We start from the raw sequence: 23280 nt of genomic DNA, 5'->3' as shown, positions 1-23280 counted from the left end.
GCTGGCTTCGCCAGCTCCCACAGGATTAACCCTGCAGACCACCAAGCCGGCTTAAGATCAGTTTCGAATGAAGCAATATGGCTTGATTTCGTTCCTGACAATGCGTGGGAGGCGGCCTTGTATACCGGGCCGCGATACCGTGCAGCGGGCCCGGATTACTGCAAGCAACACCGCTCATCTACCGATTGCCGCTCCCCTTGAAATGCCACTTTGCTCTGCTAGCGTTAGGCGGGCTGTACAGGCGACACAAGGACGATTACCCCTCTGCCCGTTTGCAATGGAGGCAACACATGAGCGCAGTCACCAGTTCAACCAACTTCGGTCACGGCTACCCTACTCCCGGACCACAAACGCCCACCGCACAAAAAGTGCTCGACCACGTGTTCTTTCTCTCGGAAAGCCAATGGAAGCAAGTCCGCGAAGAAGAGCAATTCGATTTCATCATCATCGGCACCGGTTTCTGTTCGCTGGCGTTCGCCGAACGCATTCTCGACAGCAAACCGCAGGCGCGGATTTTGATGATCGAGCGCGGGCCGTTCTTCCTGCCCGAACACTTCCAGAACTTGCCGATCCCTTACCAGAAAACCCTCGGCGGTTTTTCCGAAACCTTCCCCTGGACCCTGTCTGCCCGCACCGCCAGCCAGCCGCCTGGTCATATCGGCTGGCAGCACGGGATGGTGCCGTTCTTCGGTGGCCGCAGCATCATGTGGAGCGCCTGGTGTCCACGTCCCACCAAGGAAGAAATGGCGTTCTGGCCGGAGCAGACCATTGCCGCGGTGCAGGCCCGGTTTAAATCGGCTGAAGCACTGCTCAACGTGATCCCCGCCGACAAGATCGACACGCAACTGGATCCGCAACAGCGTGAACAGGTCACCCAGCAGCGTCCGGTGTACGGCACGATGCAGTTGTCTCTACAGGACATGCTCAACCGCAACATCGGCAAGATCGACTCGGCAACCCGCTGGCTGCCTGCGCCTCTGGCGGCGGCTGCCGATCGTGCCGGTGGCGTGGACTTTGCGAAGTTCTCCACCCCGGCAGCAATCATGGAACTGGCCAGTCGCCAGGCCGATCTTGCGACGCGGGGCAAGGGCAGCCCGCTGCGGATCGTCACCGAGTGTATTGTCGAACGCATTCACCAGCAGGATGGCGCTGCCACGGCCCTGCAAACCTCGCGTGGCGTGGTCAACATCGGCAACGCCAAGCTGATCCTGGCAATGGGCACCCTGCCCCCCGCCACGCTGCTGATGAACTCCTTCCCACAGGTCAAACGCGCAGGTGACCGCTTTACCGCCCACTTCATCACCTCCGTGGTCGCCCGCGTGCCGCGCAAGGACTATCCGTTCGCCGACAAGCTCGGCGAGCTGGAGCTGGCCGCGATCTACCTGGCCGGACAGAACAAGCACAATGCCATGCAATTCCATGTGCAACTGTCGGTGCTGTCTGATCGTGAGCCGCTGAAGAACGCGCAAAAAGCTGCGCGCTACATGCCGGATGTGGTGGCTACCGCGTCAATGGCGCAACTGGAGTCGTCGAAAGACCAGCTGGTGTTCGTCTGCGCGGTGCTTGGCGAAATGGATTTCCGTAACCCGGAAAACCACTTCCACCGCAACGATCAGGAAGACCCGACCACCAACGTCACCCTGCAGGTACTGGCCAGTGAAAACGACCGCCTGACCTGGGACACCATGGATGAAGGCACCTTCCAGATGATGGAACGGGTCTTCGCGCCTGAGGGTAACGTCGAGTACTGGCACGGGGATCCGAACCAGGGCAGCTGGAGCGCCGAACGCCCCGGTGTCGAAGCCCGCCGGGTAGCCGGGCTGGTGCATGAGGGATCGACACTGTGGATCGGCGACAAAGATGAAGGTGTGGTCGGCCTGGATTACCGTCCCCATGGTGTGGAGAACGTGTATGTCACCGGCGGCGCACTATGGCCGGCCAGTGGCTCGTGGAACCCGACCATGACCATGGTAGCCCTGGCGCAGGACCTGGCTGATCAGCAGCTGGACAACGTCAATAGCACCAAACAACCGCCGACATCGGATTTGACTGAGGTCTGATCCGTATTCCAGGCGTGACCGGGGCTGCGGCACAAAGTTATGTGCAGCAGCCCCGGTTTTTTTTTCAGCGCTCAATCCTCATTATCGACCTTAGCCGTCAGCACATCGCCAATGGCATAGAAGTGCCCACCGGCAATGTAGTGCAGGCTGCGCAGTGCAGGGTCAGCTTGTTCGAAGTGCCAGTGACCGTCCTTGAATACCCGCGTATCGGCCCAGGCGTCGATGACTTCGCCAATGAACAGGTCGTAGGCTTGCTGGTTGTGCGGCTCAGGCACTAGCCGACAGAGCAGCCAGGCGGCACAACCGGCCACGAACGGTTGTTCATGGCCGGGCATGCGCATCAGTTCGACACCGGCGCGCTGCAACTTGTCCGGCGTGTCGGCCAGGCTTTTGGTGCCCACATCATGAGTGAGCTGAACCTGGGCCGCCGTCGGCACCTGGATCACGAACAAGCCGCTTTGCTCGACCAGCGTGCGGGTTTGCGTGGCCTTGTCGAGCACCACGGTCAGTTTCGGCGGCATGAAGTCCAGGGCACAGGCCCAGGCCGCCGCCATGACGTTGTCGACGCCCGCATGGCAGGCGGAGACCAGCACGGTGGGCCCGTGGTTGAGCAAGCGGTAGGCCTTGGCCAGTTCGACCGGGGCGATAAAATCGTTCATGCAGCACCTTGATTCGGGCAGTGGATGAACGATTGTAAGCGCGTCGTTATCCCGCGTGCATCTCGCGAATCAGCTTCTTGTTGATCTTGCCGACACTGGTTTTCGGAATCTCCTCGACGAACCGCACCTGGCGCGGCACCGCCCATTTGTTCAGACGCCCGCTGTCGACAAACTGTTGCAGGTGCTGCGCCAGGGCTGGCTGGTCCAGCTGCATACCAACGACGGTGACCACCAGGGCCAACGGCTGCTCGCCCCACTGCGCATCGGCAATACCCACGACCGCCACCGAATCGACGGCCGGGTGCTGGCTGATCAGGCTTTCCAGCGCCACCGAGCTGATCCATTCGCCACCGGTCTTGATCACGTCCTTGATCCGGTCGCGAATCTGCACCACTCCGCGGTCGTTGATACAGGCCATGTCGCCGGTGTGCATCCAGCCGCCCGCCCACAGCGCAGCGCCTTGCTCCGGTTCCTTGAGGTAACCCTGGGTCAGCCAGGGTGCGCGCACCACCACCTCCCCCAGGGTTTCACCGTCATGCGCCACGTCCTTGCCCTGCTCATCGACAATGCGCAGATCCACCAGCGGGATCGGCACACCGGCGTTGATCCGCAGCGGCACCTGCTGCTCCATGGGCAGTGCCAGGTCTTCGGCGCTCAGGCTGGTCAGGCACAACAGCGGGCAGCTCTCGGACATTCCGTAACCGCAGTGCACGCGAATCCCGCGAGCACTAGCGCGTGCCGCCAGGCCCTGGGTCAAGGCGCTGCCGCCGAGGAGCATTTTCCAGCCGCCCAGATCAGTCTGCCGGCCTTCTTCGCAGTCGAGCATCATCTGCAGCAGGGTCGGTACGCAGTGCGAGAAGGTCACCTGCTCTTCCCGGAACAGGCGCACCAGCTGGTTGGGTTCGTAACGCCCGGGGTAAACCTGCTTGATTCCCAGCGCGGTGGCCACATAGGGCACGCCCCAGGCATGCACATGGAACATCGGCGTGATCGGCATGTACACGTCGCCCGAACGCAGCAACGGCTCACCGCCACAGGCGGCAAAAGTGCCCAGCTCGTTGAGCGTATGCAGCACCAGCTGGCGATGGGTGAAATACACGCCCTTCGGGTTACCGGTGGTGCCTGTGGTGTAGAACAGTGTCGCCAGGGAGTTCTCGTCGAAATCGGGGAATTCGAACTGGCTGTCTGCGGCTGCCAGCAAGGCCTCGTATTCACCGCGCACAGGCAGACCGGTGGCACAAGGTTCGGCATCGCTGAAGCGGATATAGCCCTCGACCGTGTTCAGTTCACCTTGCAACTGCTCCATCAGCGGCAGGAAATCGTCATGCACCAACACCAGCCGGTCCTCGGCGTGGTTCATGGTGTAGAGGATCTGTTCAGCCGACAGGCGCACATTGACCGTGTGCAGTACCGCGCCAAGCATTGGCACGGCAAAAAAGCATTCCAGCGCGCGATGGCTGTCCCAGTCGAGCAAGGCCACGGTGTCACCCGGTTTGACGCCGGCCTCGACCAGCACATTGGCCAGGCGCTGGATGCGTTCAAGCAGGGTCATATAGGTGTAGCGCAGCTTGTCGGCGTAGACGATTTCCTGGCCGGGCTGATAGCGCACGCCCGACAGCAGCAGACGCTTGATCAGCAATGGGTAGCTGTAGGCTCCCGGTGCAGGAGCTATGACGCGAGTGTTGATCATTTCTGCATCCTTCACAGTTGTTCGGCGTCAAGCAGGAACAGGCTGGCGCTGCCGGCCTTGACGGTGGCGCTGAGCGACTGGATACGCGGCAGCAGGCGGGCAAAGTAGAAGCGCGCGGTGCCCAGCTTGCTGGCATGGAAGTCGCTGCGCGTATGTTGCTCGAGGGCGACATCGGCCATCTGCGCCCACATATAGGCGTACAGCGTGTAGCCGAACACATGCAGGTACTCGACCGCCGCGGCGCCGATTTCCTGAGGGTTGCCTTGCGCACGGTCGAGCACCCAGGCCGTTAGTTCTTCGAGATTGTCGACGGCGCCCAGCAGCGGCGCGCTGAACTCGGCGCGTGATGGGTCGAGCCCTTGGGCGAATGCCTTGATCTGTGCGCACAGCACGTTCAGCGTGCGGCCACCGTCGGCAACCAGTTTGCGCCCCACCAGGTCCATGGCCTGGATACCGTTGGTGCCCTCGTAGATCTGAGTGATGCGGCAGTCACGAATCAGCTGTTCCTGGCCCCATTCACGGATGTAACCGTGGCCGCCAAATACCTGTTGGCCATGCACGGTGGTTTCCAGGCCCATGTCGGTGAGGAACGCCTTGGCCACCGGCGTCAACAACGCCACCTGCGCTTCGGCGTTGCTGCGCTCGGCGGCGTCTTCGCTGTATTTGGCCAGGTCCAGTTGCAGCGCCACATAAGTGGAAAATGCGCGCCCGCCTTCGTTCAGGGCTTTCATGGTCAGCAGCATGCGCCGCACGTCCGGGTGCACGACGATCGGATCGGCCACCTGCTCGGCCGAAACCGGGCCGGTCGGTGCGCGGCTTTGCAGGCGCTCGCGGGCGTAGTCGATTGCGTTCTGGTAGGAGCGCTCACCCAACGCCAGGCCCTGGATACCGACGCCCAGGCGTTCGTAGTTCATCATGGTGAACATGGCATTCAAGCCTTTGTTCAGGTCACCGACCAGATAGCCGATGGCACCATCGAAGTTCATCACACAGGTGGCCGAGGCCTTGATCCCCATCTTGTGTTCGATGGAGCCACAACCGAGGCTATTGGCCTCGCCCAGCGATCCGTCATCTTCGACCATCACCTTGGGCACCAGGAACAACGAGATGCCCTTGGCACCTTTTGGCGCATCCGGCAGCTTGGCCAGCACCAGGTGGATGATGTTCTCGCTCAGGTCCTGCTCGCCACCGGTGATGAAAATCTTCGTCCCGGTGATACGGTAGCTGCCGTCGGCCTGAGGCTCGGCGCGGGTGCGGATCAAGCCCAGGTCGGTACCGGCATGCGGTTCGGTCAGGCACATCGAGCCGGTCCAGCGGCCTTCGTACATGGCCGGCAGATACTGGGCCTTGAGTGCGTCGCTGGCGTGATTGAGCAACGACAGGCAGGCCCCGGCGGTGAGCATCGGGTACAGACCAAACGACAGGTTGGCGGCGTTGAGCATCTCCTCGACCTGGGCGCCAATGACCTTGGGCATGCCCATGCCGCCGTACTCCACGGCGCCTGCGACACCGACCCAGCCATCTTCGGCATAGGTGCGATAGGCCTGGGCGAAGCCATCGGGGGTGATTACCCGGCCGTCTTCCCAGCGGCAACCTTGCTCATCGCCACTGCGGTTCAACGGCGCCACTACCTGGGCGATGACCTTGCCCGCCTGTTCGAGAATGGCCTTGGCCGTGTCGGCGTCGACATGCTCGGCCAACGCTGGAATCCGTGACCAGATGGCCGGAATGTCGAAGACCTCGTTGAACAGGAAATCCATGTCGCGCAAAGGTGGACGGTAATCAGACATGATGCGAATACTCGACTTCTTTGGTGGTGTTTTGCAGCCCGCTAGGAACGGTGCTGTGAGCAGTGGCCTGGGCTTTTGTGCCAGGCAGGAGGAAATGCGAGAGCGCCGGAATCAGGATCAGCGCGCCGAGCATGTTCCACAGGAACATGAAGGTCAGCAGGATGCCCATGTCGGCCTGGAACTTGATCGGTGACCAGGCCCAGCCGACCACGCCGGCGGCCAGGGTGATACCGACCAGGCCAACCACCCGGCCGGTGAAGGCCACGGCGTTCTCATAGGCCTCCGACAGCGGCATGCCCTTGCGCTGGTAATGTAACTGCACGCTGAGCAAGTACAGCGCGTAGTCCACGCCGATACCCACGCCGAGAGCGATGACCGGCAAGGTCGCGACCTTCACGCCAATGCCCATCATCACCATCAGCGCCTCGCACAGCACCGAGGTCAGTACCAGCGGCAGCACGGCGACAACCGTGGCGCGCCAGCTGCGGAAGGTAATCAGGCAGAACACGGTGACCGCCAGGTACACCAGCAACAGCATGGTGCGGTTGGCATCGCGGACCACGATGTTGGTCGCCGCTTCGATCCCGGCGCTGCCAGCGGCCAGCAGGAACTGGCGGTCCTCACTGCTGTTGGCCTGGGCGAAGCGCTCGGCGACGGCGACCACTTCGTCCAGGGTGTCGGCCTTGTGGTCCTTGAGGTAGGCGATCACCGGCATCAGCGAGCAGTCGTTGTTGAACAGCTCCGGGGCGTTGACCGAGGCCTGTTGCGCCGCGTAGTTGAGTACATCCTGGTTGCGCTGAATGCTATTGAGCTTGGGGTTGCCTTCGTAGGTACCGGCGGTGATCTGGCGCACCGCGTTGGTCAACGACAGCGTGGTCTGCACCCCGGCATGTTGCTGCAGCTCCCAAGCCAGGCGGTCGGCGAGTACCAGGGTCTGATAGCGCAGGCAGCCTTCGGGAGCGGTCTTGATCATGATCGCGAAGGTGTCGCTGGACAGCGCGTAATGGCCGGTGATGTAGGCGTTGTCGCGGTTGTAGCGGGAATCGGCGTGCAGTTCCGGAGCGCCACTGTCGAGGTCGCCGATCTTCAATTGCAGGCTCATGGCAAAGCCGCCAGCCCCCAGCAGCGCAGCCACGATCAATGTCGCCGTCGCCCATTTACGCGTGGTGAAGCGATCGAGCAGGTCCCAGAGCTTGCCGAAGCCACGGTGCTCGGCGGCCCGCGAGTCGATGCGCAAGGCGCGTTCGGCGGCTTTACGGCCGACACCGACATACGACAGCGCCACCGGCATCAGCAGCAACGAGGTGAAGATCAACACGGCTACGCCAATACTGGCGGTGATTGCCAGGTCCTGGATGACCGGGATGTCGATCAGCATCAACACGGCAAAGCCCACCGCGTCGGCGAGCAGCGCGGTGACACCGGCAATGAACAAGCGCCGGAAGGTATAGCGCGCGGCCACCTGGCGATGGGTGCCGCGGCCGATGTCCTGCATGATGCCGTTCATTTTCTGCGCGGCGTGGGACACACCAATGGCGAAAATCAGGAACGGCACCAGGATCGAGTAAGGGTCGATGGCGTAACCCAGCCAGGCGACAATACCCAGCTGCCAGACCACCGCCGTCAATGAACACAGCACCACCAGCAGGGTACTGCGCACGCAACGGGTGTAGAGGTAGATGATCACCAGGGTGGTGGCCACCGCCAGGGCAAAGAACAGCATGACCTGGATCAGCCCGTCGATCAGGTCGCCCATCAGCTTGGCAAAACCGATCACATGAATCTTGTAGTTACCCTGGGACTCGTACTGGCTGCGCAGCTGCTCGAGCTTCTGCGAAAAGGCGTAATAATCGATGCCACGGCCGGTGGCCGAGTCCTGGTCCAGCAGCGGCACAATGAGCATGCTCGATTTGAAATCGCGGGCAACCAGGCTGCCGACGATGTTCGCGCGCTCGATGTTCTGCCGCAGTTGCTCGATGTCGGCCGGTGAGCCCTGGTAGCTGTCGGGCATCACCGGTCCGCCCTGGAAGCCCTCTTCGGTGACTTCGGTCCAGCGCACGGCCGGGCTCCACAGCGATTTCATCCAGGCGCGGTCGACGCCCTGGCTGAGAAACAGCTCGTCGTTGATATGGCGCAGGGTCTGCAGGTAGTCCGGGTCGAAGATGTCGCCCTGAGTGTTCTCCACCACCACCCGCAACGAGTTACCCAGGCCGCGCAACGATTGACGGTTGTCGAGGTAGTTCTGGATGTAGGGGTGGCTCTGCGGAATCATTTTCTCGAAACTGGGCCGCAGCTCCAGGCGCGTCACGGCCATGAACCCCAGCACCAGGGTCGCCAGCAGCATCAGCAGCATGAACGGCAGACGATGATTGAACACCAGGCGTTCCAGCCAGTTGCCGGAGCGCGTGTCAAATTCGCCGAGGGTGCGGATCACCGGCAAGGTGTCTTGTTGGATAGTGGCCATCAGGTTATCTCTTGTTATGGGGACGGCATTTATTCGACGGCGAGCGTGCGCACGCCACGTTCGCCTACCAGCACCAACTCGGTCGCGGCATCGAATGCCGCCGCACTGATCGGTGTGCGTGCCGTTTGCTTGACCTGGGTGAAACTGGCACCGTCGTCGCGGCTGAGCAGCACGTGCCCGGCCTGACTCAACAGCCACAGCTGTCCGCCACTGTCGAGGCTGCCCGCGGTAATGCTGTTGGCAACCCCGGTGTTCACCGGTTGCCAGTGCTGGCCACCATCGGTGCTGCGCAACACATGGCCGCGCAAGCCATAGACCAGCAGCACGCCTGGTTTGCCGACGGCGCCAAAGAAGGTACCGCTGTAAGGTGTGGTCAGGCGGGTGAAGCGCTGGCCATCGGCGTCGAGCTTGAGCAACAGGCCCTGCTCACCGGTGATGTACAGCGCACTGTCGACGCTGGCCAGGCTGGTCAGGTGCAGCCCTTGCGGGTTGTCGCTGCGCTCGAGCCATGGGGTCCAGTGCTGACCGCCGTCTCGGGTGTGCAGCAGCAGGTTGAAGACCCCGACAGCAAAGCCGTTTTGTTCGTCAGCGAACCAGACATCCAGAAAGGGTTTGTCGGCGCCTTCTTGTACCAACCGTTCGCCTTCGGCAATCAGCGTTGGCCAACGCTCGTCGTCCGGTGCGGCCTTGGCCTGGGCGCGGTAGTAAGCCAGCACCTGCTCGCCCAGTACGCGACCATCCAGTTGTTTCTGCCAACTGACACCGCCATCGCGGCTGTGCAGGATCACCCCGTCATTGCCCACTGCCCAGCCCTGCTCGGCACTGGGAAAGCTCACGGCATTGAGGTCGGCACTGGCCGGGACACTGGCTTGCTGCCAATGGCCGCCGTTGTCATCGGAATACAGAATGTGCCCGCGTGGACCGACAGCCACCAGGCGCGCGCCGACGTTGCTGACGTCACGCAACGGGCTGGCGGTCGCCAGGGCACTGGGCATGGCCGGCAGATCCAGCACATCCATGTAAGGTGCGGCCTGTGCCGCACCTTGAAGGGCGGTCCACGTCAGCATCAACGCAGTACAGCGCTTGAGAAAATACATACCGGGTCCTCCGGGATCGCCGCTGCACGCAGCAGACTGCTCAACAAAGGCTCCGCCATCCTCGGATGGCGGAGCTCACACTAGCTGCGGACGAACTCAGCGAATGCCGGCCCCGGCCAGGGACTCAGGCGACCACTGGGTCTTGGACAGCGGCTCGATGTAGCGGATGCCGCCGTACGCGCCCACTACACCATTGAGGTTGTAGGTGCCGCCGACCAGGTCGTAGATCATGAAAGGCGTGGCGTCCGGGGTCTGTTTGTCGTAGCTCTGGCTGAGGAAGGCGAACGAACCACGGTACAGCTGACCACGCGCGTCATACTGATCGGATGCCAGAGCGATCCAGCTGTCTTCGTCGAGGTAGAAGCGGCGCTTGTGATAGATGTGACGGGCGCCGTCCTTGAGCTTGCCTTCGACGACCCACACGCGGTGCTTCTCCCAGCGCACGAATTGCGGCGCCAGATGGTTGGGGGTGATGAGCTGCTTGATGTCGGTGTTGTAGGTGAGCTTGTAGGTGTTGTAAGGCACAAACATTTCCTGTTTGCCCACCAGGGTCCAGTCGTAGCGGTCCAGGGCGCCGTTGAAGACGAACACGTCATCATAGGTACCCGAACCCGAGGTGCCGGGGTTTGGCGTGTCATACGCCAGGTTCGGCGCGAGCTTGACCCGACGCTGCCCCGGCAGGTACTGCCAGGCGCTACGTGGTTGCACCAACGGGTTGGCGGCGTCACGCAGCATCATGGCCTCACCGGCACGCCGGGCAGGTGCGGTGTACACCAGCTTCATCTGGTAGTAGGTATCTTTGGCCCCGATGGTTTTGCTCATGTCCTCATAGATCGGGTAGCTGATGTTGGCTTGACCGGTGGTGGACAGGGTCGGCACACCGGCGGAGTCGACGTTCCACGAGTCGTACTTGGCCGCCATGCTCACGCCCTGATAGCGCAGCAGGAAGTTCCACATAGCCTCGGCACCGGTCTGGGGAATCGGGAACGGAATACCCGGCAGCACGTTTTCAACGGCTGCACCGCCCTCCTTGCTCTGCGCGCCGACAGCGTTTTTCGCGGTGTTGTCCAGCACCGGCTGAGGCAGCGCCACGGTACGGTGGGTCGGATAGACATCGACCGAGAAGGTCGGGAAGCGCTTGAGCAGCTCCTGGGTCGTTGCGCTCAGTTGCCCCTTGTATTGATCGGCGTTCTTGCCATTGATGACCAGCAGCGGCTTTTCACCGGCAAACGGGTCCGGGCGCATGCTGTCGCCGCTCTTGAAGCTGGCCGGTGGGGTAACCAGGCCGCCCTGGTAGGCAGGAATGGAGCCGTCGGCGTTGGCGGCGCTTTCGGCACCGATACGGGTCAGGCTGGTGCCGAGGCGGGCTGCCTGGTCGCTGGAGACAGCGGCCTGGGCGCAGTGGATGGAAGCCAGTGACAGGCAGGTGGCCAGCAGTGTACGCATATAGTTCATGATGATTGTTTTCCTGCGTGATGTCTGAAGGAAGACGTGACTCAAAAAGTGGTTTTAACGGTGAGGTACAGCGCGCCACGGTCCTCAGTGGTCGCCCCGCCGCCAGAGAAAGAGGCATAGCCTCCGCCGTAGCAGGTGTAATCCTGCTCGCCGTCCAGGGCATTGGGAGTCGTGCCATCGGTCTGGCCGTTGTTGCACGACTGCGACTTGCCAAAGCTGTCGACATACTTGAGGTCGACGAAATACTGGTTGTACACCGCGGCGCTGACGCCCACGGCATAGGTGCCGGTGTCTTCGGCGCCGCCGCCCTGCACCGGTGAGATGCCATCGAGGCCGACGTTGATCGACAGCGGCATGCTCATGTCGACACCGGGCATGACCTGGTACCAGGTCGGGGTGAAGTTGACGGCGATACCCCAGTTGTCACGGGTCGGCTTGTCGATCCCGCGGTAGCTGCTCTTGCCCTTGTACAAGGCCTCGTTGTGGCCATCGAGCTTGAGCAGGTTGCTGTAGAACAGCTCGCCCAACAGGGTTGCGCTGTCGAACAGCGGCGTATCGGCGATGGTCATCAGGCCGTTGAGGGTCCAGTGCAGCGTCTGGCCGGTGGCACCCATGCCGTCGCCATCACTGGGCACGTCGTAGACCACACCGCTGCTTGGCAGGCGCGGCGGCAACAGACCGAAGCCGCCACCCAGGCCACCTTGGCCGGGTGCGCTGACGATTGCCGGAATGCTCGCCAGCGGCATGTTATGGCGGATGTTCAGGTCGCTGCCGACGCTGATGCCGGCGACGTCCTTGGACAGGCTCAGGCCATAGACGTCGATGTTGTCGGCGTAGGCGAACTGGTAGGTGGCGCTCTGCAGCGAGTTGTAGAGGTTGCCTACTGCGCCCTGGCGGCCGGCTGGCGGATTGCCGAACGGGCCACGGGCAACGGTCAGGCCGCGGGTATCGAGCCAGGCTTGCGGGAGAATTTCCGAAGTCTTGCGGTAGTAGAAACCGAGGGTGCCGCCCAGCCATTCCGGCGACCACTTGGCCATGATACCCCAGTCACCACGTTTCTCCGGGTTCAGGTCTTCGCCGCGACGGATGCTGGTCAGCGCACCGCGCACCGGGATCAGCCCTGGCGTGCCGGTGTGACCAAGGAGGAAGCTCTGGGCGCCCTCACCCACCACATCGGAACCGCCGTAATAGGTGCCGGCTTCCGGCAAGCGAGCGGCATCCCATTCGAAGAAATACTGCGCGCCGATGGTCAGTTCCGGGTTCACCAGGAACGAGGTCGACAGCTGGTTGCGCGGTACGAACAGCTCCTTGGCTTCAGTACCAGGCGACGCCGCCAGCTTTGCCAGGTCCAGACCGGACTGACCATAGCTGAGCGAGTGCACCGGATTGAGCAGGGTCTCGCCCCAGAACAGGTTGTGCTGGCCAAGTTTGCCGCTCAGTTGCGAACTCTCGCCGATGTCGGTGCTCATGAACACGAAGGCATCGAGCACTTCACCGGACGGGCCGCTGTAGTAACGCTGGGCGTAGTTGCTCAGGTGCGGGCTGCCCAGCGGCGTGCCGGTACCCGGCAAGCCATTGAGGCTCGGAACGATGCCGGAGCTGTCGCCATTACCGTTGACGAAAGGATTGGAGTTGGAGCCAGTGTTGTCATAGGCCTTGTCGTACCAGCTGGCGGCACTGACGCGAAAACCCATGTGGCCCTGGTAGATCACGTCCAGTTCAGTCAGCAGGTCGACGCGGTTGGTGATGTTGGTGCCGGCCTTGCGGAAGTTGTAATCGCCGTCGTTGTTGTTCGGCGTTGCCAACATGCGCTTGTCGGCGCTTTCGGTACGTACGCCGTAGTTGTACTTGACCGTGTTGTCCAGGCGCACGGCCCAGTCTTCATTACCGGTATCGACTTCGAACGCCTGGGCGCCAGGCAGTGCGAGCAGGCTGATGGCGCAGGCGAGCAGACAACGCTGCGACGGCACAGCGCAGAGAATGCGGTGTTTTGGCATTACGATGACTCCACGAATTGTTATTTTTGTTCTCGCCGCCCGACTTTTGCGGGCGTTGGTCAAGCGTCCATGCGCGACGGCAGGGTTAACGGTCCAGGCTTTGAATGAATGTTTCGGCTTGCGGCCAGGCACCGAATCCGGCAGCCGGGTTCAGGTGCCCGACAGCGCCCAGCAGCTCCAGCTCGCTGCCCCAGCCCTCGGCCATGGCAGTAACCGCCTCAAGGCTGGCCAGGTGGTCGTTGCTGCTGGCGGCGACAATGCTCGGGAACGGCAACGGGGTGATCGGCAGCGGTGCCCAGCCGTTGGCGCGCAGAGTGTCCGGGCTTGGATATGCCTCAGGCCACTGCGCGTTAAGGTCCGGTGGTGCGGCCAGCAACGCGCCTTTGATCGGTCGGTTAAAGCGCGCGGCCCAATGGGCGACCATCAACACACCGGCGCTGTGCGCGACCAGCACTACTTCACCTTCGATCTGCTCCAGCTCGCGCTGGATAGCTTCGACCCGGGCGTTGCAGTCCAGGCCATTGACCTGCAGCGGCGGTACCGCGCGGACTTTGGCCAGTTTCGCCTGCAGCAGGGTCTGCCAATGTTCGGCGACATGGTCGCGCAGGCCGGGGACGATCAGGACGGTAGCGGCGGTATGCAATCTTTCCACATCAGCACCTATGCTCAGGACAGTCGGCTCACCACCTAAGGTGAGCGCTTCGAGAGCCACACTAATCCCCCCTCCCCCCGGGTGCTTTACATTGAACGTCAGTGACTTCACATTTGATGACAGGGGTGCGGGCAGCCGTCCGCTATGCTTGAGAGGCCGGCATTTTGTGTCAGCTTGGAGGCAGGAAACGGCTTTTCATTTGACGACACTCAGGCTATAAAAAGCGACCCGCCACAGAAGCGGGACGCCTAATGAGAACGCGTGGAAAACAATAAAATGACCGCCCTCGTCCGTGCTTCAAGCTTGACCAATTACCTCGAAGTGTCGCGCCATGTAGGCCTGAACCCGCATTCCTTATTGGCCCAGGTCGGCCTGAGTGCCGCGCTGCTGGATGATCCCAACCAACGCCTTGCGGTCTCCAGCGTGATAACCCTGCTGGAAGAGTCGGCGCGGGTCAGTGGCTGTGAAAGCTTCGGCTTGCGCATGGCCGAACTGCGCCAGTTATCGGACTTTGGCGAAATCAGCCTGCTGCTCACTCACCAGCGCACTTTGCGCGGCGCCTTGCAGGTAATCGTGCAATACCGTCACCTGCTGAACGACGCCCTGGCCATCCATATAGAGGACGCGGGCAAAACCGTGATCATTCGTGAAGAAGTGGTCAGTGACCTGCCGTACAGCAGTCGCCAGGCCACGGAGCTGGCCATCGGCGTGATGCGCCGTTTATGTGCGGCGGTCCTCGGTGCTCACTGGCATCCAATCAGTGCCAACTTCACCCACAACGCGCCGGCCGACCTTGCCATTCACCGGCGGATTTTCGGTTGCAAGCTGGTGTTTGGCAGTGAGTTCAATGGCATTGTCTGCCCGGCGGCTGACCTGGATGCGGCCAATCCCCTGGCCAACGAGGCCATGGCGCGCTTGGCCCAGCGCTACCTGGATACGCTGGCCGGGGGCAAACTGTCGCTGGAGCTGGAGATGCGCAAGACCATCTACCTGCTGCTACCCATGGGGCGCGCCACCATCGAGCAGGTGGCGCAGACTCAGGGCATGAACGTACGGACCCTGCAGCGCCGGCTGGAGGAATGTGGGGTGACCTTCAGTGATTTGATCAACGGCGTGCGGCGCGATCTGGTGATTCGTTATCTGGAGAATCCCAGTTACTCGTTGGGGCGGATTGCCGACATGCTGGGGTATTCGATGCCCAGCTCGTTTACTCGCTGGTTTATTGCGCAGTTTGGTGTGCCGCCGGCTACCTGGCGGGTGCAGCATGGTGTACAGCCGCGCTGAGGGGGTAAAGCACCTGTGGGAGCTAGCCCCACAGGTGCTATCAATCCTACAATCCCCAGTGCATCAAGGCCAATACCAGCAATACCAAAAACACCGTCTCCCCTACCATCAAGGCAATGGGCTTGAAGCCGACCTTGGCCAGTTCCTTGAGCTGGGTCTTCATCCCCAGCGCACTGATCGCCACCACCAGACACCAGCGCGACAGGTCATTGATCCCGCCCTGCACCAGCGTTGGCACCCAGCCCGTGCTGTTCAGACATGCCAGCAACACAAAGCCCACCGCAAACCAGGGCAACAACGGCGGCCGCTGCCCGCTGGCATCATCCCCGGCGCGCCGGGTAATCATCGCCGCACAGACAATCACCGGCAGCAACATCGCCACCCGCATCAGCTTGACCACGGTCGCAATGTCACCGGTCTCGGTAGACATGCTGTACCCCGCCCCCACCACCTGCGCGACATCGTGAATCGTGGCGCCGAGAAACACCCCGGCCTGTGGCGGCGACAGCTGTAACCAGCCGGCAATCATCGGATAGAGGATCATCGCCAGGGTCGACAGCGCCGACACGCCGATCACGGTAAACAGCGTCGCATGTTCCTTCTGCTTGTGCTGAGGCAACGCCGCTGCCAGCGCCAAGGCCGCCGAAGCACCGCAGATTGCCGTCGCACCACCCGTGAGCATGCCGAACAGGCGGTTGAAGCCCAGTGCCTTGGCGACCACCATCGATACGCTGATCGTCACCACGACAATAATGACCACCAGGGCCACCGGCTTCCAGCCGAGACTGGCGATCTGCTCCAGAGTAATGCGCATGCCCAGTAACGCCACCCCGATGCGCAACACCGTGCGTGCGGTGAATTCGATACCGGCCTTGCAACTGCCGTCAGCGGAAAGGAAGTTCAGCGCCATGCCCAGCAACAGGGCAAACAGCATTACCGGCGCACCGTAGTGCTCGCTGAGAAAACTGGCTGCAGCCGCGGCGATCAGACTGACCACAAACCCCGGCGCAAGTGTGCGCACCCGATTGTTGACGGCGGCAATGGCGACAGTGCTCATACACCGCCCTCCTCGGAATCGATAACAATGAACAGCTGCTCGCCCTGGCGCTCGACCGGGTAACTGGCGACCTTGAGCTGGGTGGAATTGAGCAGATAACCGCTGGCCAGATCGAAACGCAGGCCGTGGGCGCAACACTGGATCACGCGCCCTTCCAGGCGCCCGCCACACAACGACGCACCCTGGTGCGGGCAGCTGTCATCGATGGCGTAGAAATGGTCGGCGACGTTGAACAGCGCCAGGCTCTTGTCGGCAAAGGTCAGCAATACACGGCTGTTGCGCTCTGGAACCTTGGCTGTCGGCACAGGATAGCGATAACTCATGCCAGCACATCCTGTTCCAACGCTTCACACATGACCTCGAGCAGTAACTCGGCGGGCTGGGCGCCGCTCACCGCGTGATAGCGGTTGAAACGAAAATACGGCACACCTTCGCCCATGTGGTCGTTAGCATCCATAAACGGACTGGCATCGCCACGCAGGCAATCGGCGACCTGCAACGGACTCAGTCCGCAGTCGCGGGCAATCTGCAGCAAGGTAATCGGATCACCGAGATCCTTGCCCTGCTGAAAATAGGCCGCAAACAGCTGAGCCAACAGAGCTTCAACCCGCGCCGGATCACCCAGCGCGACCGCGCGTTGCATCAACCGGTGGGCGTCGGCCGTATTGGGCATGCGGCTGATACGCGAGAAATCGATGCTTACCCCCGCAGCACTAGCGGCGGCGCGCACCTGGGCCTGGCGTTGACGCACCGCTTCATCACTGCCCAGACGCTTACGGTAGAACGCTTCGAACGGCTGGCCGGTCCTGGCCATATCGGGCAGCAGTTGCACACCCCGCCAGCGCAGGTTGACCTCGACATCTGGCTGCTCGCTGCGCAGTTGCTCAAGCGCACGCTGCAGTTGGCGTTGGCCAATCAGGCACCAGGGGCAGATGAAGTCGAAAAATACATCGATGGTTAAGGTTTGTTTCACGGTTTTACCTCTTGAAGCGGTGTCGCGTCAGCTTGTGGCTGCGCACCGTCCAGACGAGCCATGTCGCTGTGGTAGTGGCGCTTGGCAATAAAGAACACTGCGGCGGAGACAATGCTGATCAGTGGTACCAGCTGGAATGCCGCCTGCAGGCCGATCACGTCGGAAACCCGGCCGGTAATCAGCGGCCCGGTCGCCAGGCCCAGCAGGTTGTTGGACAGGGTCAGGGTGGCGAAGGCGGTGCCATGCACCGAGTAATGCGTCAGGTTGGCGACCATGGCGCTGGACGGTCCGTTGGTGCCGACCGCGATCATCATGCCCAGACAGATCAGCACCAGTTGCGCGGTGCCCGAAGGCAAGGCAAAGGCCAGCGACAGCAACAGGCAGCTGCCCAGGCAATAGGCGATGGCCAGGCTGATCTTGCGGTCCGGACGCTGACGACCGAGGCGGTCACAGAGCATCGCGCAGAGGATCGTGCCGATGCCGCTGCACAGTACGATGATCGCGGCGACCACGCCCGCCTTGTCGGTACCCATGGCGTAATAGCGGTTCAGGTAACTGGGCATCCACACGATTACCGTGCCACCGACGAACAACTGCAAGCCGCTGGCAACATAGGCGGCGATGACCGAACGGCTGCTGTACAAGGTGCGCAACGGACGGGATGCCTTGCAGGGCACCTGCGAGCGTTTCGGCGAAATCTTGGCCTCTTTGACCAGCAAGGGATAGACCAGCGCCAGGATCAGGCCGAACAAGGCCATGCCGGCAAATGCCCAGCGCCAGCCGAGGTGCTGGGCCATGACACCGCCCAGGGCCATGCCCAGGACCGAACCGAACATGCCACCGGCCATAAAGGCGCCGGCCAGGGTCGCGCGCATGTCCCGGGGGAACACCGCGACCACCACGGCGATGCCGACGCTGCCGTAAGCGGCTTCGCCGACACCTACCAGAAATCGGGCAATAAACATCTGCTGGTAGTTCTCTGCCAGCGCACAGCCCAGGGTGGCCAGGCTCCAGAGCACCGCCATGAGTACCAGGCTTTTGATCCGACCAAAGCGGTCGGCGAGCAAAGACAGGGGAAAGGTCAGCAGCCCGACCATCAGCGCGACGATGCCGCTGAGCAGGCCAAGCTGGCTGTCGGTCAGCGCCCATTCACTTTTGAGCAGCGGGAATACCGCATTGAGCACCTGACGCGACATGTAGTCGGAAATCAGCAGGCCAAAGGTCAAGGCGAAGACAATCCAGGCATAACGCCTTGGAATGTCACGTGAAGTGTCGGCGCCATCATCTGTGGCGCTGGCGATATAGGCGGCCATGCTGCCTCCTCGGTTGTCTGGCGTTAGTCTTGTTGTTATGAGAAGCCTGACTAACAGCGCGTTGGGCTGGGTGGGTCGGCACCGCCGTCACAGGCCGACCCAGTCCGGTCAGCCGCGCTGTGGCACACCCTTGTGACCCGGCAGGCGGTTAGGCGCCATTCCGTTGGCTTTGAGTGTTTCTTCGATGCTGCTGTACTGCTGGCCGATGCGGTAAATGGCACGGGCCTCTTTGCCGTTGGCGATTTCGCGTCCCAGTTCGTGGGCTACGCGCACGGTCTGCTGGATCTGCTGCACCGAGGTGAAGCGCTTGCCGTGGTGGTCGATGATGGTGTCTTCGTTGCCGCAGCGCGGGTGCAGGCCCATGGCCAGGGCCATGGTGTTGAACGGCAGCACGTTCTTGAGCAGCGATTCTGCGGTCAAGGTGCAGCCATCCGGCGCGCGATGAATGAAGTTGAAGAAGTTGAACGGGTTCGGACCGTCAAAACCGCCACCGATGCCGATCCAGGTCAGGTTCAGCGGGCCCATGTAATCGCCGCGGCGGACGATGCGCTCAAGGGTTTCCAGGGCATGCATGCCGGTCAGCTGGAAGTGCGGCTGAATATTGCTCGCCTGCAGGCGGCGCAGGTGTTCGCGTACCCAGGCAGGGCCTGCCGGTACGGTCATCTCGCTGTAGGCGGCCTGAATGCCAGGGTTGGCCAGGGAGGTGCCTTCCAGGTATTCCGGATACAGCAGCTCCATGATGTTCATTTGCGTGGTGTTGATGGCCACGGTGACCTGATCAGGCTTGGGCGTCAGATCGGCGAGCATGTGGCGGGTGTCGTCGGACAGCCATTTGGCCGCTTCGCCATCACTTTCCGGGGCGAAGGAAATCGAACCGCCCACTTGAATGATCATCTCCGGTACGGCTTCGCGCACACCGGCAATCAGTTCGTTGAATTTCGACAGGCGCTTGGAGCCCTTGCCGTCCAGCTCACGTACATGCAGGTGCAGTACAGTGGCGCCGGCTTCGTAGCAGTCAACAGCCTTCTGGACCTGTTCGTCCATGGTCAGCGGAATGTCTTCGGGAAAGTCCTCAGGCATCCATTCCGGGCCATAAGGGGCGACGGTGATGACCACCTTTTCCATGTTTTCCGGGTGCAACGAATCGTCGAAGAATTGCATGCTTCAGTCCTCGGTCTTGTTATTGTTGGTTTCCGCCGTCAAGCGGAGGGGTAATGCTGGTCCGCTGTCAGTAGGTGCGGTCGCCCTTGATCCCGGCGCGCTCCATCTTGCGATGGCAGGCCGGGTAGTCCATGACTGCGTAATGCTGGGTGCTGCGGTTATCCCAGATGGCGATGCTGTTGGGCTTCCAGCGCCAGCGCACCTGATACTCGGGCAGGTACGCCTGGCTGATCAGGTAACGCAGCAGATCGCTTGCACCGGGGTTGGCGTCCTGGCCGAAACGCACCCGTTGCGGGGTGTGGTAGTTGCTGAAATGGGTGGTAAAGGCATTGACGAACAGCACCTGCTCGCCGGTTTCCGGGTGCGTGCGCACCACCGGGTGCTCGGCGTCCGGGAACTGCGCCTTGAGCGCCAGGCGCTTGTCCAACGGCATCGCCGCGCCAAAGCTGGCCTCGATGCTATGGCGGGCGCGCAGGCCTTCGATCTTCTGCTTCACCTCATCCGGAAGGTTCTGGTAGGCCAGCACCATATTCGCCCACATGGTGTCGCCACCTACCGGTGGGCACTCCACGCAGCGCAACACACAGCCCATCGGCGGTGCCTCGCGCCAGGTGGCGTCGGTGTGCCAGGCGTTTTCGTAGCGGTCGGCGGGTTGGTCCGGGCGCTTGTAGATCTGCACCAGACCCGGATGTTCCGGGTCGCTGCCAGCTACCGGGTGGTCTTCCAGTTCACCAAAGCGCCGGGCAAAGGCCACATGCTCGGCGCGGCTGATGTTCTGGTCACGCAAAAACAGCACCCGGTGCTTGAGCAATTGCGCCCGGAGCTGGTCGAACAGATCGTCATCGTGCACTGCGTCCGCCAGGTTGACCCCGGACACTTCAGCACCGATGGCGCAGGTCAGTTGTTCGATGTGCATGTTGCAAGCCTCTTCAGATGACGAAGATTGACGAACCGGTGGTTTTGCGCGCTTCCAGGTCACGGTGCGCCTGCACGGCATCCTGCAAGGCGTAGTGCTGGTTGATTTCGATCTTGATGCGGCCGCTGCTGACATGGTCGAACAGCTCACCGGCCAGATCAGCCTTCTCCGCCGGGTCGGCGATGTAGTCGGCCAGTGCCGGTCGGGTCAGGTGCAACGAGCCTTTCATGGCCAGAATCTGCGGATCGAACGGCGGGATGGTGCCGGAGGCAGTACCGACGCATACCATCAGGCCACGGCGCTTGAGCGAGTCGAGCGAGGCCATGAAGGTGCTTTTGCCAACGCTGTCGAACACCACATTGACGCCGACGCCATCGGTCAGCTCGCGCACACGCTTGGCCACGTCTTCATGGCTGTAGTTGATGGTGTGCGTGCAGCCATGGGCCAGGGCCACTTCGGCTTTGGCTTCCGTGGATACGGTGCCGATCACGTTGACGCCGAGCAGTCGCGCCCACTGCGAAACGATCAGGCCAACACCACCGGCGGCGGCGTGCAGCAAGATGGTGTCGCCGGGCTTGAAATCGTACAGGCGGCGCATCAGATAGGCCGAGGTCAGACCACGCATGGTCATGGCTGCGGCGGTCTCGAAGGCGATGGTTTCCGGCAGCTTGATCAGCGCAGCCGCACCGATCAGACGGTCGGTGCAATAGGCACCCAGGGTATTGAGGAAACCGGTGTAGGTCACCCGGTCGCCGACCGCGACGTTGGTCACGCCCTCGCCTACGGCCTGCACCACCCCGGCTGCCTCGACGCCCATGCCGTTGGGCATCGGAATCGGGTAGGTGCCGTTGCGGAAATAGGTGTCGGCATAGTTCAGGCCAACCGCAACCTGGCGCAAGCGCACCTGGCCCGGGCCAGGCTCGCCGACCTCGGCGTCCTCATAGCGCAGCACCTCAGGACCACCAGTTTCATAGAAACGTACGACTTTGGACATTCTTGTCTCTCCAATCATCGATCTGGACGCACTGCGTCAGTTCAGGTGATTGGACTCTATGCCCAACGTCTACGGGGTGCTTCGCATCCGGCGACAAGGTGTTTTCATTTCATGACAAGCCTGTGCCACTGGCCGCCTGGGGTCCTTTCTCGTACGATGGCGAGGCCTTCTTGACCTTGCCAATGAGCCTTGAATGAAGTCCCCAGCCGGTTTGCTGTTATCAGGTATTGAGCTGGACCGCGACAGTGCCACCCCGCTTTATCGCCAGCTTTACCTGCAGATTCGCAAGCAGATCCTCACCGGCCGGCTGCAAGGCGGCATACGCCTGCCTTCGACACGAACCCTGAGCCAGGAGCTGAACCTATCGCGCATTACCCTGCTCAATGCCTTCGATCAATTGATTGCCGAAGGCTTCCTGGTGTCGCGCACCGGCGCCGGGACCTACGTGGGGGATGAATGGGAACGCTCCGGCCAGGGTGACCAGGAGCAAACGCCCACGCCACCTCGGTTGTCCGACCTCAGCCAGTCGATGTTGTCGCTGCGCAGCCATCATTTTCGCGGGGTGTCCTACGCACACTACAGCCCGGACACGCCAACGTCCTTTTTGCCCAGCCACGGCGCATTCGAGGCCTTCCCTCAGCATATCTGGAAGCGTCTGATCAACCGCCATGTGCAAAAGCCGAGCAAGGCCCTGCTCGGCTACGGCGAGTTGCAGGGGCTGGAGGGTTTGCGCCAGGCCATTGCCGAGTACGTGTTCGATGCCCGTGGCATAGACTGCAGTGCCCAGCAGGTGGTAATCGTCTCCGGTGCCCAGCAGGCGTTCAACCTGCTGGCAATGCTGCTACTCAACCCTGAAGACCCGGTGTGGATGGAAGATCCCGGCCATATCGCCGCACGGATCGCCCTCCAGGCCCACGGCTGCCAGGTCGTACCGGTGCGTATCGACGACCAGGGCATCGATGTGCAACAAGGCATCGCCGACAGCCCCGAGGCCCGTCTGGTATTCACCACCCCTTCACGTCAGCACCCTTTGGGCGTCACCCTCAGCCACAGTCGGCGCCTGGAACTGATCGACTGGGCTGCGGCCAATCAACGCTGGATCATCGAAGACGACTGCGACAGTGAGCTGCGCTACAGCGGGCGGCAATTGCCGGCGTTGTACGCCATGGACCAGAGCGACCGGGTGATCTACGTTGGCACCTTCAGCAAAGTGCTGTTCCCCTCCCTGCGCCTGGGCTATGTGATTCTGCCGCACGCCCTGGTCGAGCCGTTCTGCACCATCCGCGCGGTGATGGACCGCAGCCCGCCGACCCTGTTGCAGGCGGTGACCGCCGACTTTATGGCTGAAGGTCACTTCATCGGCCATATCCGCCGCATGCGTGCGCTCTATCAGGCTCGCCAGACATGCCTGCTGGAAGTGCTTGAACGCAGGCTCGGGCATTTCTTCAAAGTTGCCCCGGTGGAAGCCGGCATGCACCTGATCGCCTGGCTGCCGCCCCACCTGGACGACCAGGAAGTCGCCCGTCAACTGGCCTTGCAGGGTGTGCATACCTACGCCTTGAGTGACTACTGCCTGCAGCGCTACCTGCCCCCTGCCCTGTTGATCGGTTTTGCCGGCACGGCGCAGGAGCACGCCGAAGCCAAGGTCGAGGCGCTGGTACAAGCGCTCAAGGCCATGGGCCACGCGCTTTAGCCATCGGCCAGTGGCCTTATCATTT

18 protein-coding genes are annotated in these 23280 nt (G+C 62.0%); 3 read left to right on the top strand and 15 right to left on the bottom strand.

Annotated features, from left to right (window positions below; genetic code table 11):
• Positions 1-290 precede the first annotated feature (290 nt).
• Positions 291-2060 carry a GMC oxidoreductase gene (locus ACO6VD_RS15770; RefSeq protein WP_422420371.1) on the top strand — a complete coding sequence of 590 codons (1770 nt, stop codon included), beginning with the start codon at positions 291-293 and terminating at the stop codon, positions 2058-2060.
• Positions 2061-2131: 71 nt separating this feature from the next.
• Here the strand turns inward: ACO6VD_RS15770 and ACO6VD_RS15765 are convergent, their stop codons facing one another.
• From ACO6VD_RS15765 to ACO6VD_RS15730, 8 genes are all read right to left on the bottom strand, one after another.
• The gene (locus tag ACO6VD_RS15765) at positions 2132-2719 is read right to left on the bottom strand and encodes a flavin reductase family protein (RefSeq protein WP_422420369.1); all 588 of its coding nucleotides are present in this window, start codon (positions 2717-2719) and stop codon (positions 2132-2134) included.
• A 46-nt stretch (positions 2720-2765) separates the two neighbouring features.
• A complete protein-coding gene (locus ACO6VD_RS15760; RefSeq protein ID WP_422420368.1) occupies positions 2766-4409 on the bottom strand; it encodes a fatty acid--CoA ligase in 1644 nt (547 codons plus the stop codon).
• Between the two features lie 11 nt (positions 4410-4420).
• Entirely contained in the window at positions 4421-6199 is a 1779-nt protein-coding gene (locus ACO6VD_RS15755) for an acyl-CoA dehydrogenase C-terminal domain-containing protein (RefSeq protein WP_422420366.1), read from the bottom strand.
• Positions 6192-8663, bottom strand: a complete 2472-nt coding sequence (locus ACO6VD_RS15750; RefSeq protein WP_422420364.1) for an efflux RND transporter permease subunit — start codon at positions 8661-8663, stop codon at positions 6192-6194. Before ACO6VD_RS15750 ends, ACO6VD_RS15755 begins: the two co-directional genes overlap by 8 nt.
• 29 nt (positions 8664-8692) lie before the next feature.
• A complete protein-coding gene (locus ACO6VD_RS15745) occupies positions 8693-9760 on the bottom strand; it encodes a WD40/YVTN/BNR-like repeat-containing protein (RefSeq protein ID WP_422420362.1) in 1068 nt (355 codons plus the stop codon).
• A 96-nt stretch (positions 9761-9856) separates the two neighbouring features.
• On the bottom strand, positions 9857-11215 hold the full coding sequence (locus tag ACO6VD_RS15740) for a DUF1329 domain-containing protein (RefSeq protein WP_422420360.1): 1359 nt from the start codon (positions 11213-11215) through the stop codon (positions 9857-9859).
• A gap of 41 nt (positions 11216-11256) precedes the next feature.
• On the bottom strand, positions 11257-13212 hold the full coding sequence (locus tag ACO6VD_RS15735) for a DUF1302 domain-containing protein (protein WP_422420358.1): 1956 nt from the start codon (positions 13210-13212) through the stop codon (positions 11257-11259).
• Positions 13213-13297: 85 nt separating this feature from the next.
• On the bottom strand, positions 13298-13864 hold the full coding sequence (locus ACO6VD_RS15730) for an RBBP9/YdeN family alpha/beta hydrolase (protein WP_422420356.1): 567 nt from the start codon (positions 13862-13864) through the stop codon (positions 13298-13300).
• A gap of 276 nt (positions 13865-14140) precedes the next feature.
• Here ACO6VD_RS15730 and ACO6VD_RS15725 point away from each other — a divergent pair, with 276 nt between their 5' ends.
• The gene (locus tag ACO6VD_RS15725; RefSeq protein WP_422420354.1) at positions 14141-15148 is read left to right on the top strand and encodes an AraC family transcriptional regulator; all 1008 of its coding nucleotides are present in this window, start codon (positions 14141-14143) and stop codon (positions 15146-15148) included.
• A gap of 46 nt (positions 15149-15194) precedes the next feature.
• On the opposite strand, the gene ACO6VD_RS15720 is transcribed toward ACO6VD_RS15725, so the two are convergent.
• The 7 genes from ACO6VD_RS15720 to ACO6VD_RS15690 all read right to left on the bottom strand — a co-directional run bounded on the left by ACO6VD_RS15720 (position 15195) and on the right by ACO6VD_RS15690 (position 21562).
• Complete coding sequence (locus ACO6VD_RS15720) at positions 15195-16205, bottom strand: YeiH family protein (protein WP_422420352.1); 1011 nt, start codon at positions 16203-16205, stop codon at positions 15195-15197.
• The gene (locus ACO6VD_RS15715) at positions 16202-16528 is read right to left on the bottom strand and encodes a Rieske (2Fe-2S) protein (protein ID WP_422420350.1); all 327 of its coding nucleotides are present in this window, start codon (positions 16526-16528) and stop codon (positions 16202-16204) included. Before ACO6VD_RS15715 ends, ACO6VD_RS15720 begins: the two co-directional genes overlap by 4 nt.
• Positions 16525-17178, bottom strand: a complete 654-nt coding sequence (locus ACO6VD_RS15710; protein WP_422420348.1) for a DsbA family oxidoreductase — start codon at positions 17176-17178, stop codon at positions 16525-16527. Before ACO6VD_RS15710 ends, ACO6VD_RS15715 begins: the two co-directional genes overlap by 4 nt.
• Positions 17175-18491, bottom strand: a complete 1317-nt coding sequence (locus tag ACO6VD_RS15705; protein WP_422420346.1) for an MFS transporter — start codon at positions 18489-18491, stop codon at positions 17175-17177. The genes ACO6VD_RS15710 and ACO6VD_RS15705 overlap by 4 nt, the downstream gene beginning before the upstream one ends.
• Before the next feature lie 108 nt (positions 18492-18599).
• Positions 18600-19652 (bottom strand): 3-keto-5-aminohexanoate cleavage protein, encoded by a 1053-nt coding sequence (locus ACO6VD_RS15700; protein ID WP_422420344.1) that lies wholly within the window; start codon positions 19650-19652, stop codon positions 18600-18602.
• 67 nt (positions 19653-19719) lie between these two features.
• A complete protein-coding gene (locus tag ACO6VD_RS15695; protein ID WP_422420342.1) occupies positions 19720-20568 on the bottom strand; it encodes a TauD/TfdA dioxygenase family protein in 849 nt (282 codons plus the stop codon).
• 13 nt (positions 20569-20581) lie between these two features.
• Positions 20582-21562: a quinone oxidoreductase family protein gene (locus ACO6VD_RS15690; RefSeq protein WP_400170183.1), complete on the bottom strand. Its 981-nt coding sequence runs from the start codon at positions 21560-21562 to the stop codon at positions 20582-20584.
• A 193-nt stretch (positions 21563-21755) separates the two neighbouring features.
• Between ACO6VD_RS15690 and ACO6VD_RS15685 the strand changes: the two genes are divergently transcribed.
• Complete coding sequence (locus ACO6VD_RS15685; RefSeq protein ID WP_422420340.1) at positions 21756-23255, top strand: PLP-dependent aminotransferase family protein; 1500 nt, start codon at positions 21756-21758, stop codon at positions 23253-23255.
• Positions 23256-23280: the final 25 nt, after the last annotated feature.

Origin of the sequence: Pseudomonas sp. GZD-222 (assembly GCF_049310525.1) — a bacterium.
In the GTDB taxonomy this organism is placed as follows: Bacteria; Pseudomonadota; Gammaproteobacteria; order Pseudomonadales; family Pseudomonadaceae; genus Aquipseudomonas.
The sequence above is the reverse complement of the archived record's forward strand: the minus strand, read 5'-3'. Positions and strand labels throughout refer to the sequence as shown.

Coding starts and splice junctions, on each gene's coding strand:
- ACO6VD_RS15770 (WP_422420371.1), top strand. CDS start 291: ATGAGCGCAGTCACCAGTTCAACCAACTTCGGTCACGGCTACCCTACT.
- ACO6VD_RS15765 (WP_422420369.1), bottom strand. CDS start 2,719: ATGAACGATTTTATCGCCCCGGTCGAACTGGCCAAGGCCTACCGCTTG.
- ACO6VD_RS15760 (WP_422420368.1), bottom strand. CDS start 4,409: ATGATCAACACTCGCGTCATAGCTCCTGCACCGGGAGCCTACAGCTAC.
- ACO6VD_RS15755 (WP_422420366.1), bottom strand. CDS start 6,199: ATGTCTGATTACCGTCCACCTTTGCGCGACATGGATTTCCTGTTCAAC.
- ACO6VD_RS15750 (WP_422420364.1), bottom strand. CDS start 8,663: ATGGCCACTATCCAACAAGACACCTTGCCGGTGATCCGCACCCTCGGC.
- ACO6VD_RS15745 (WP_422420362.1), bottom strand. CDS start 9,760: ATGTATTTTCTCAAGCGCTGTACTGCGTTGATGCTGACGTGGACCGCC.
- ACO6VD_RS15740 (WP_422420360.1), bottom strand. CDS start 11,215: ATGAACTATATGCGTACACTGCTGGCCACCTGCCTGTCACTGGCTTCC.
- ACO6VD_RS15735 (WP_422420358.1), bottom strand. CDS start 13,212: ATGCCAAAACACCGCATTCTCTGCGCTGTGCCGTCGCAGCGTTGTCTG.
- ACO6VD_RS15725 (WP_422420354.1), top strand. CDS start 14,141: ATGACCGCCCTCGTCCGTGCTTCAAGCTTGACCAATTACCTCGAAGTG.
- ACO6VD_RS15720 (WP_422420352.1), bottom strand. CDS start 16,205: ATGAGCACTGTCGCCATTGCCGCCGTCAACAATCGGGTGCGCACACTT.
- ACO6VD_RS15715 (WP_422420350.1), bottom strand. CDS start 16,528: ATGAGTTATCGCTATCCTGTGCCGACAGCCAAGGTTCCAGAGCGCAAC.
- ACO6VD_RS15705 (WP_422420346.1), bottom strand. CDS start 18,491: ATGGCCGCCTATATCGCCAGCGCCACAGATGATGGCGCCGACACTTCA.
- ACO6VD_RS15700 (WP_422420344.1), bottom strand. CDS start 19,652: ATGCAATTCTTCGACGATTCGTTGCACCCGGAAAACATGGAAAAGGTG.
- ACO6VD_RS15695 (WP_422420342.1), bottom strand. CDS start 20,568: ATGCACATCGAACAACTGACCTGCGCCATCGGTGCTGAAGTGTCCGGG.
- ACO6VD_RS15690 (WP_400170183.1), bottom strand. CDS start 21,562: ATGTCCAAAGTCGTACGTTTCTATGAAACTGGTGGTCCTGAGGTGCTG.
- ACO6VD_RS15685 (WP_422420340.1), top strand. CDS start 21,756: ATGAAGTCCCCAGCCGGTTTGCTGTTATCAGGTATTGAGCTGGACCGC.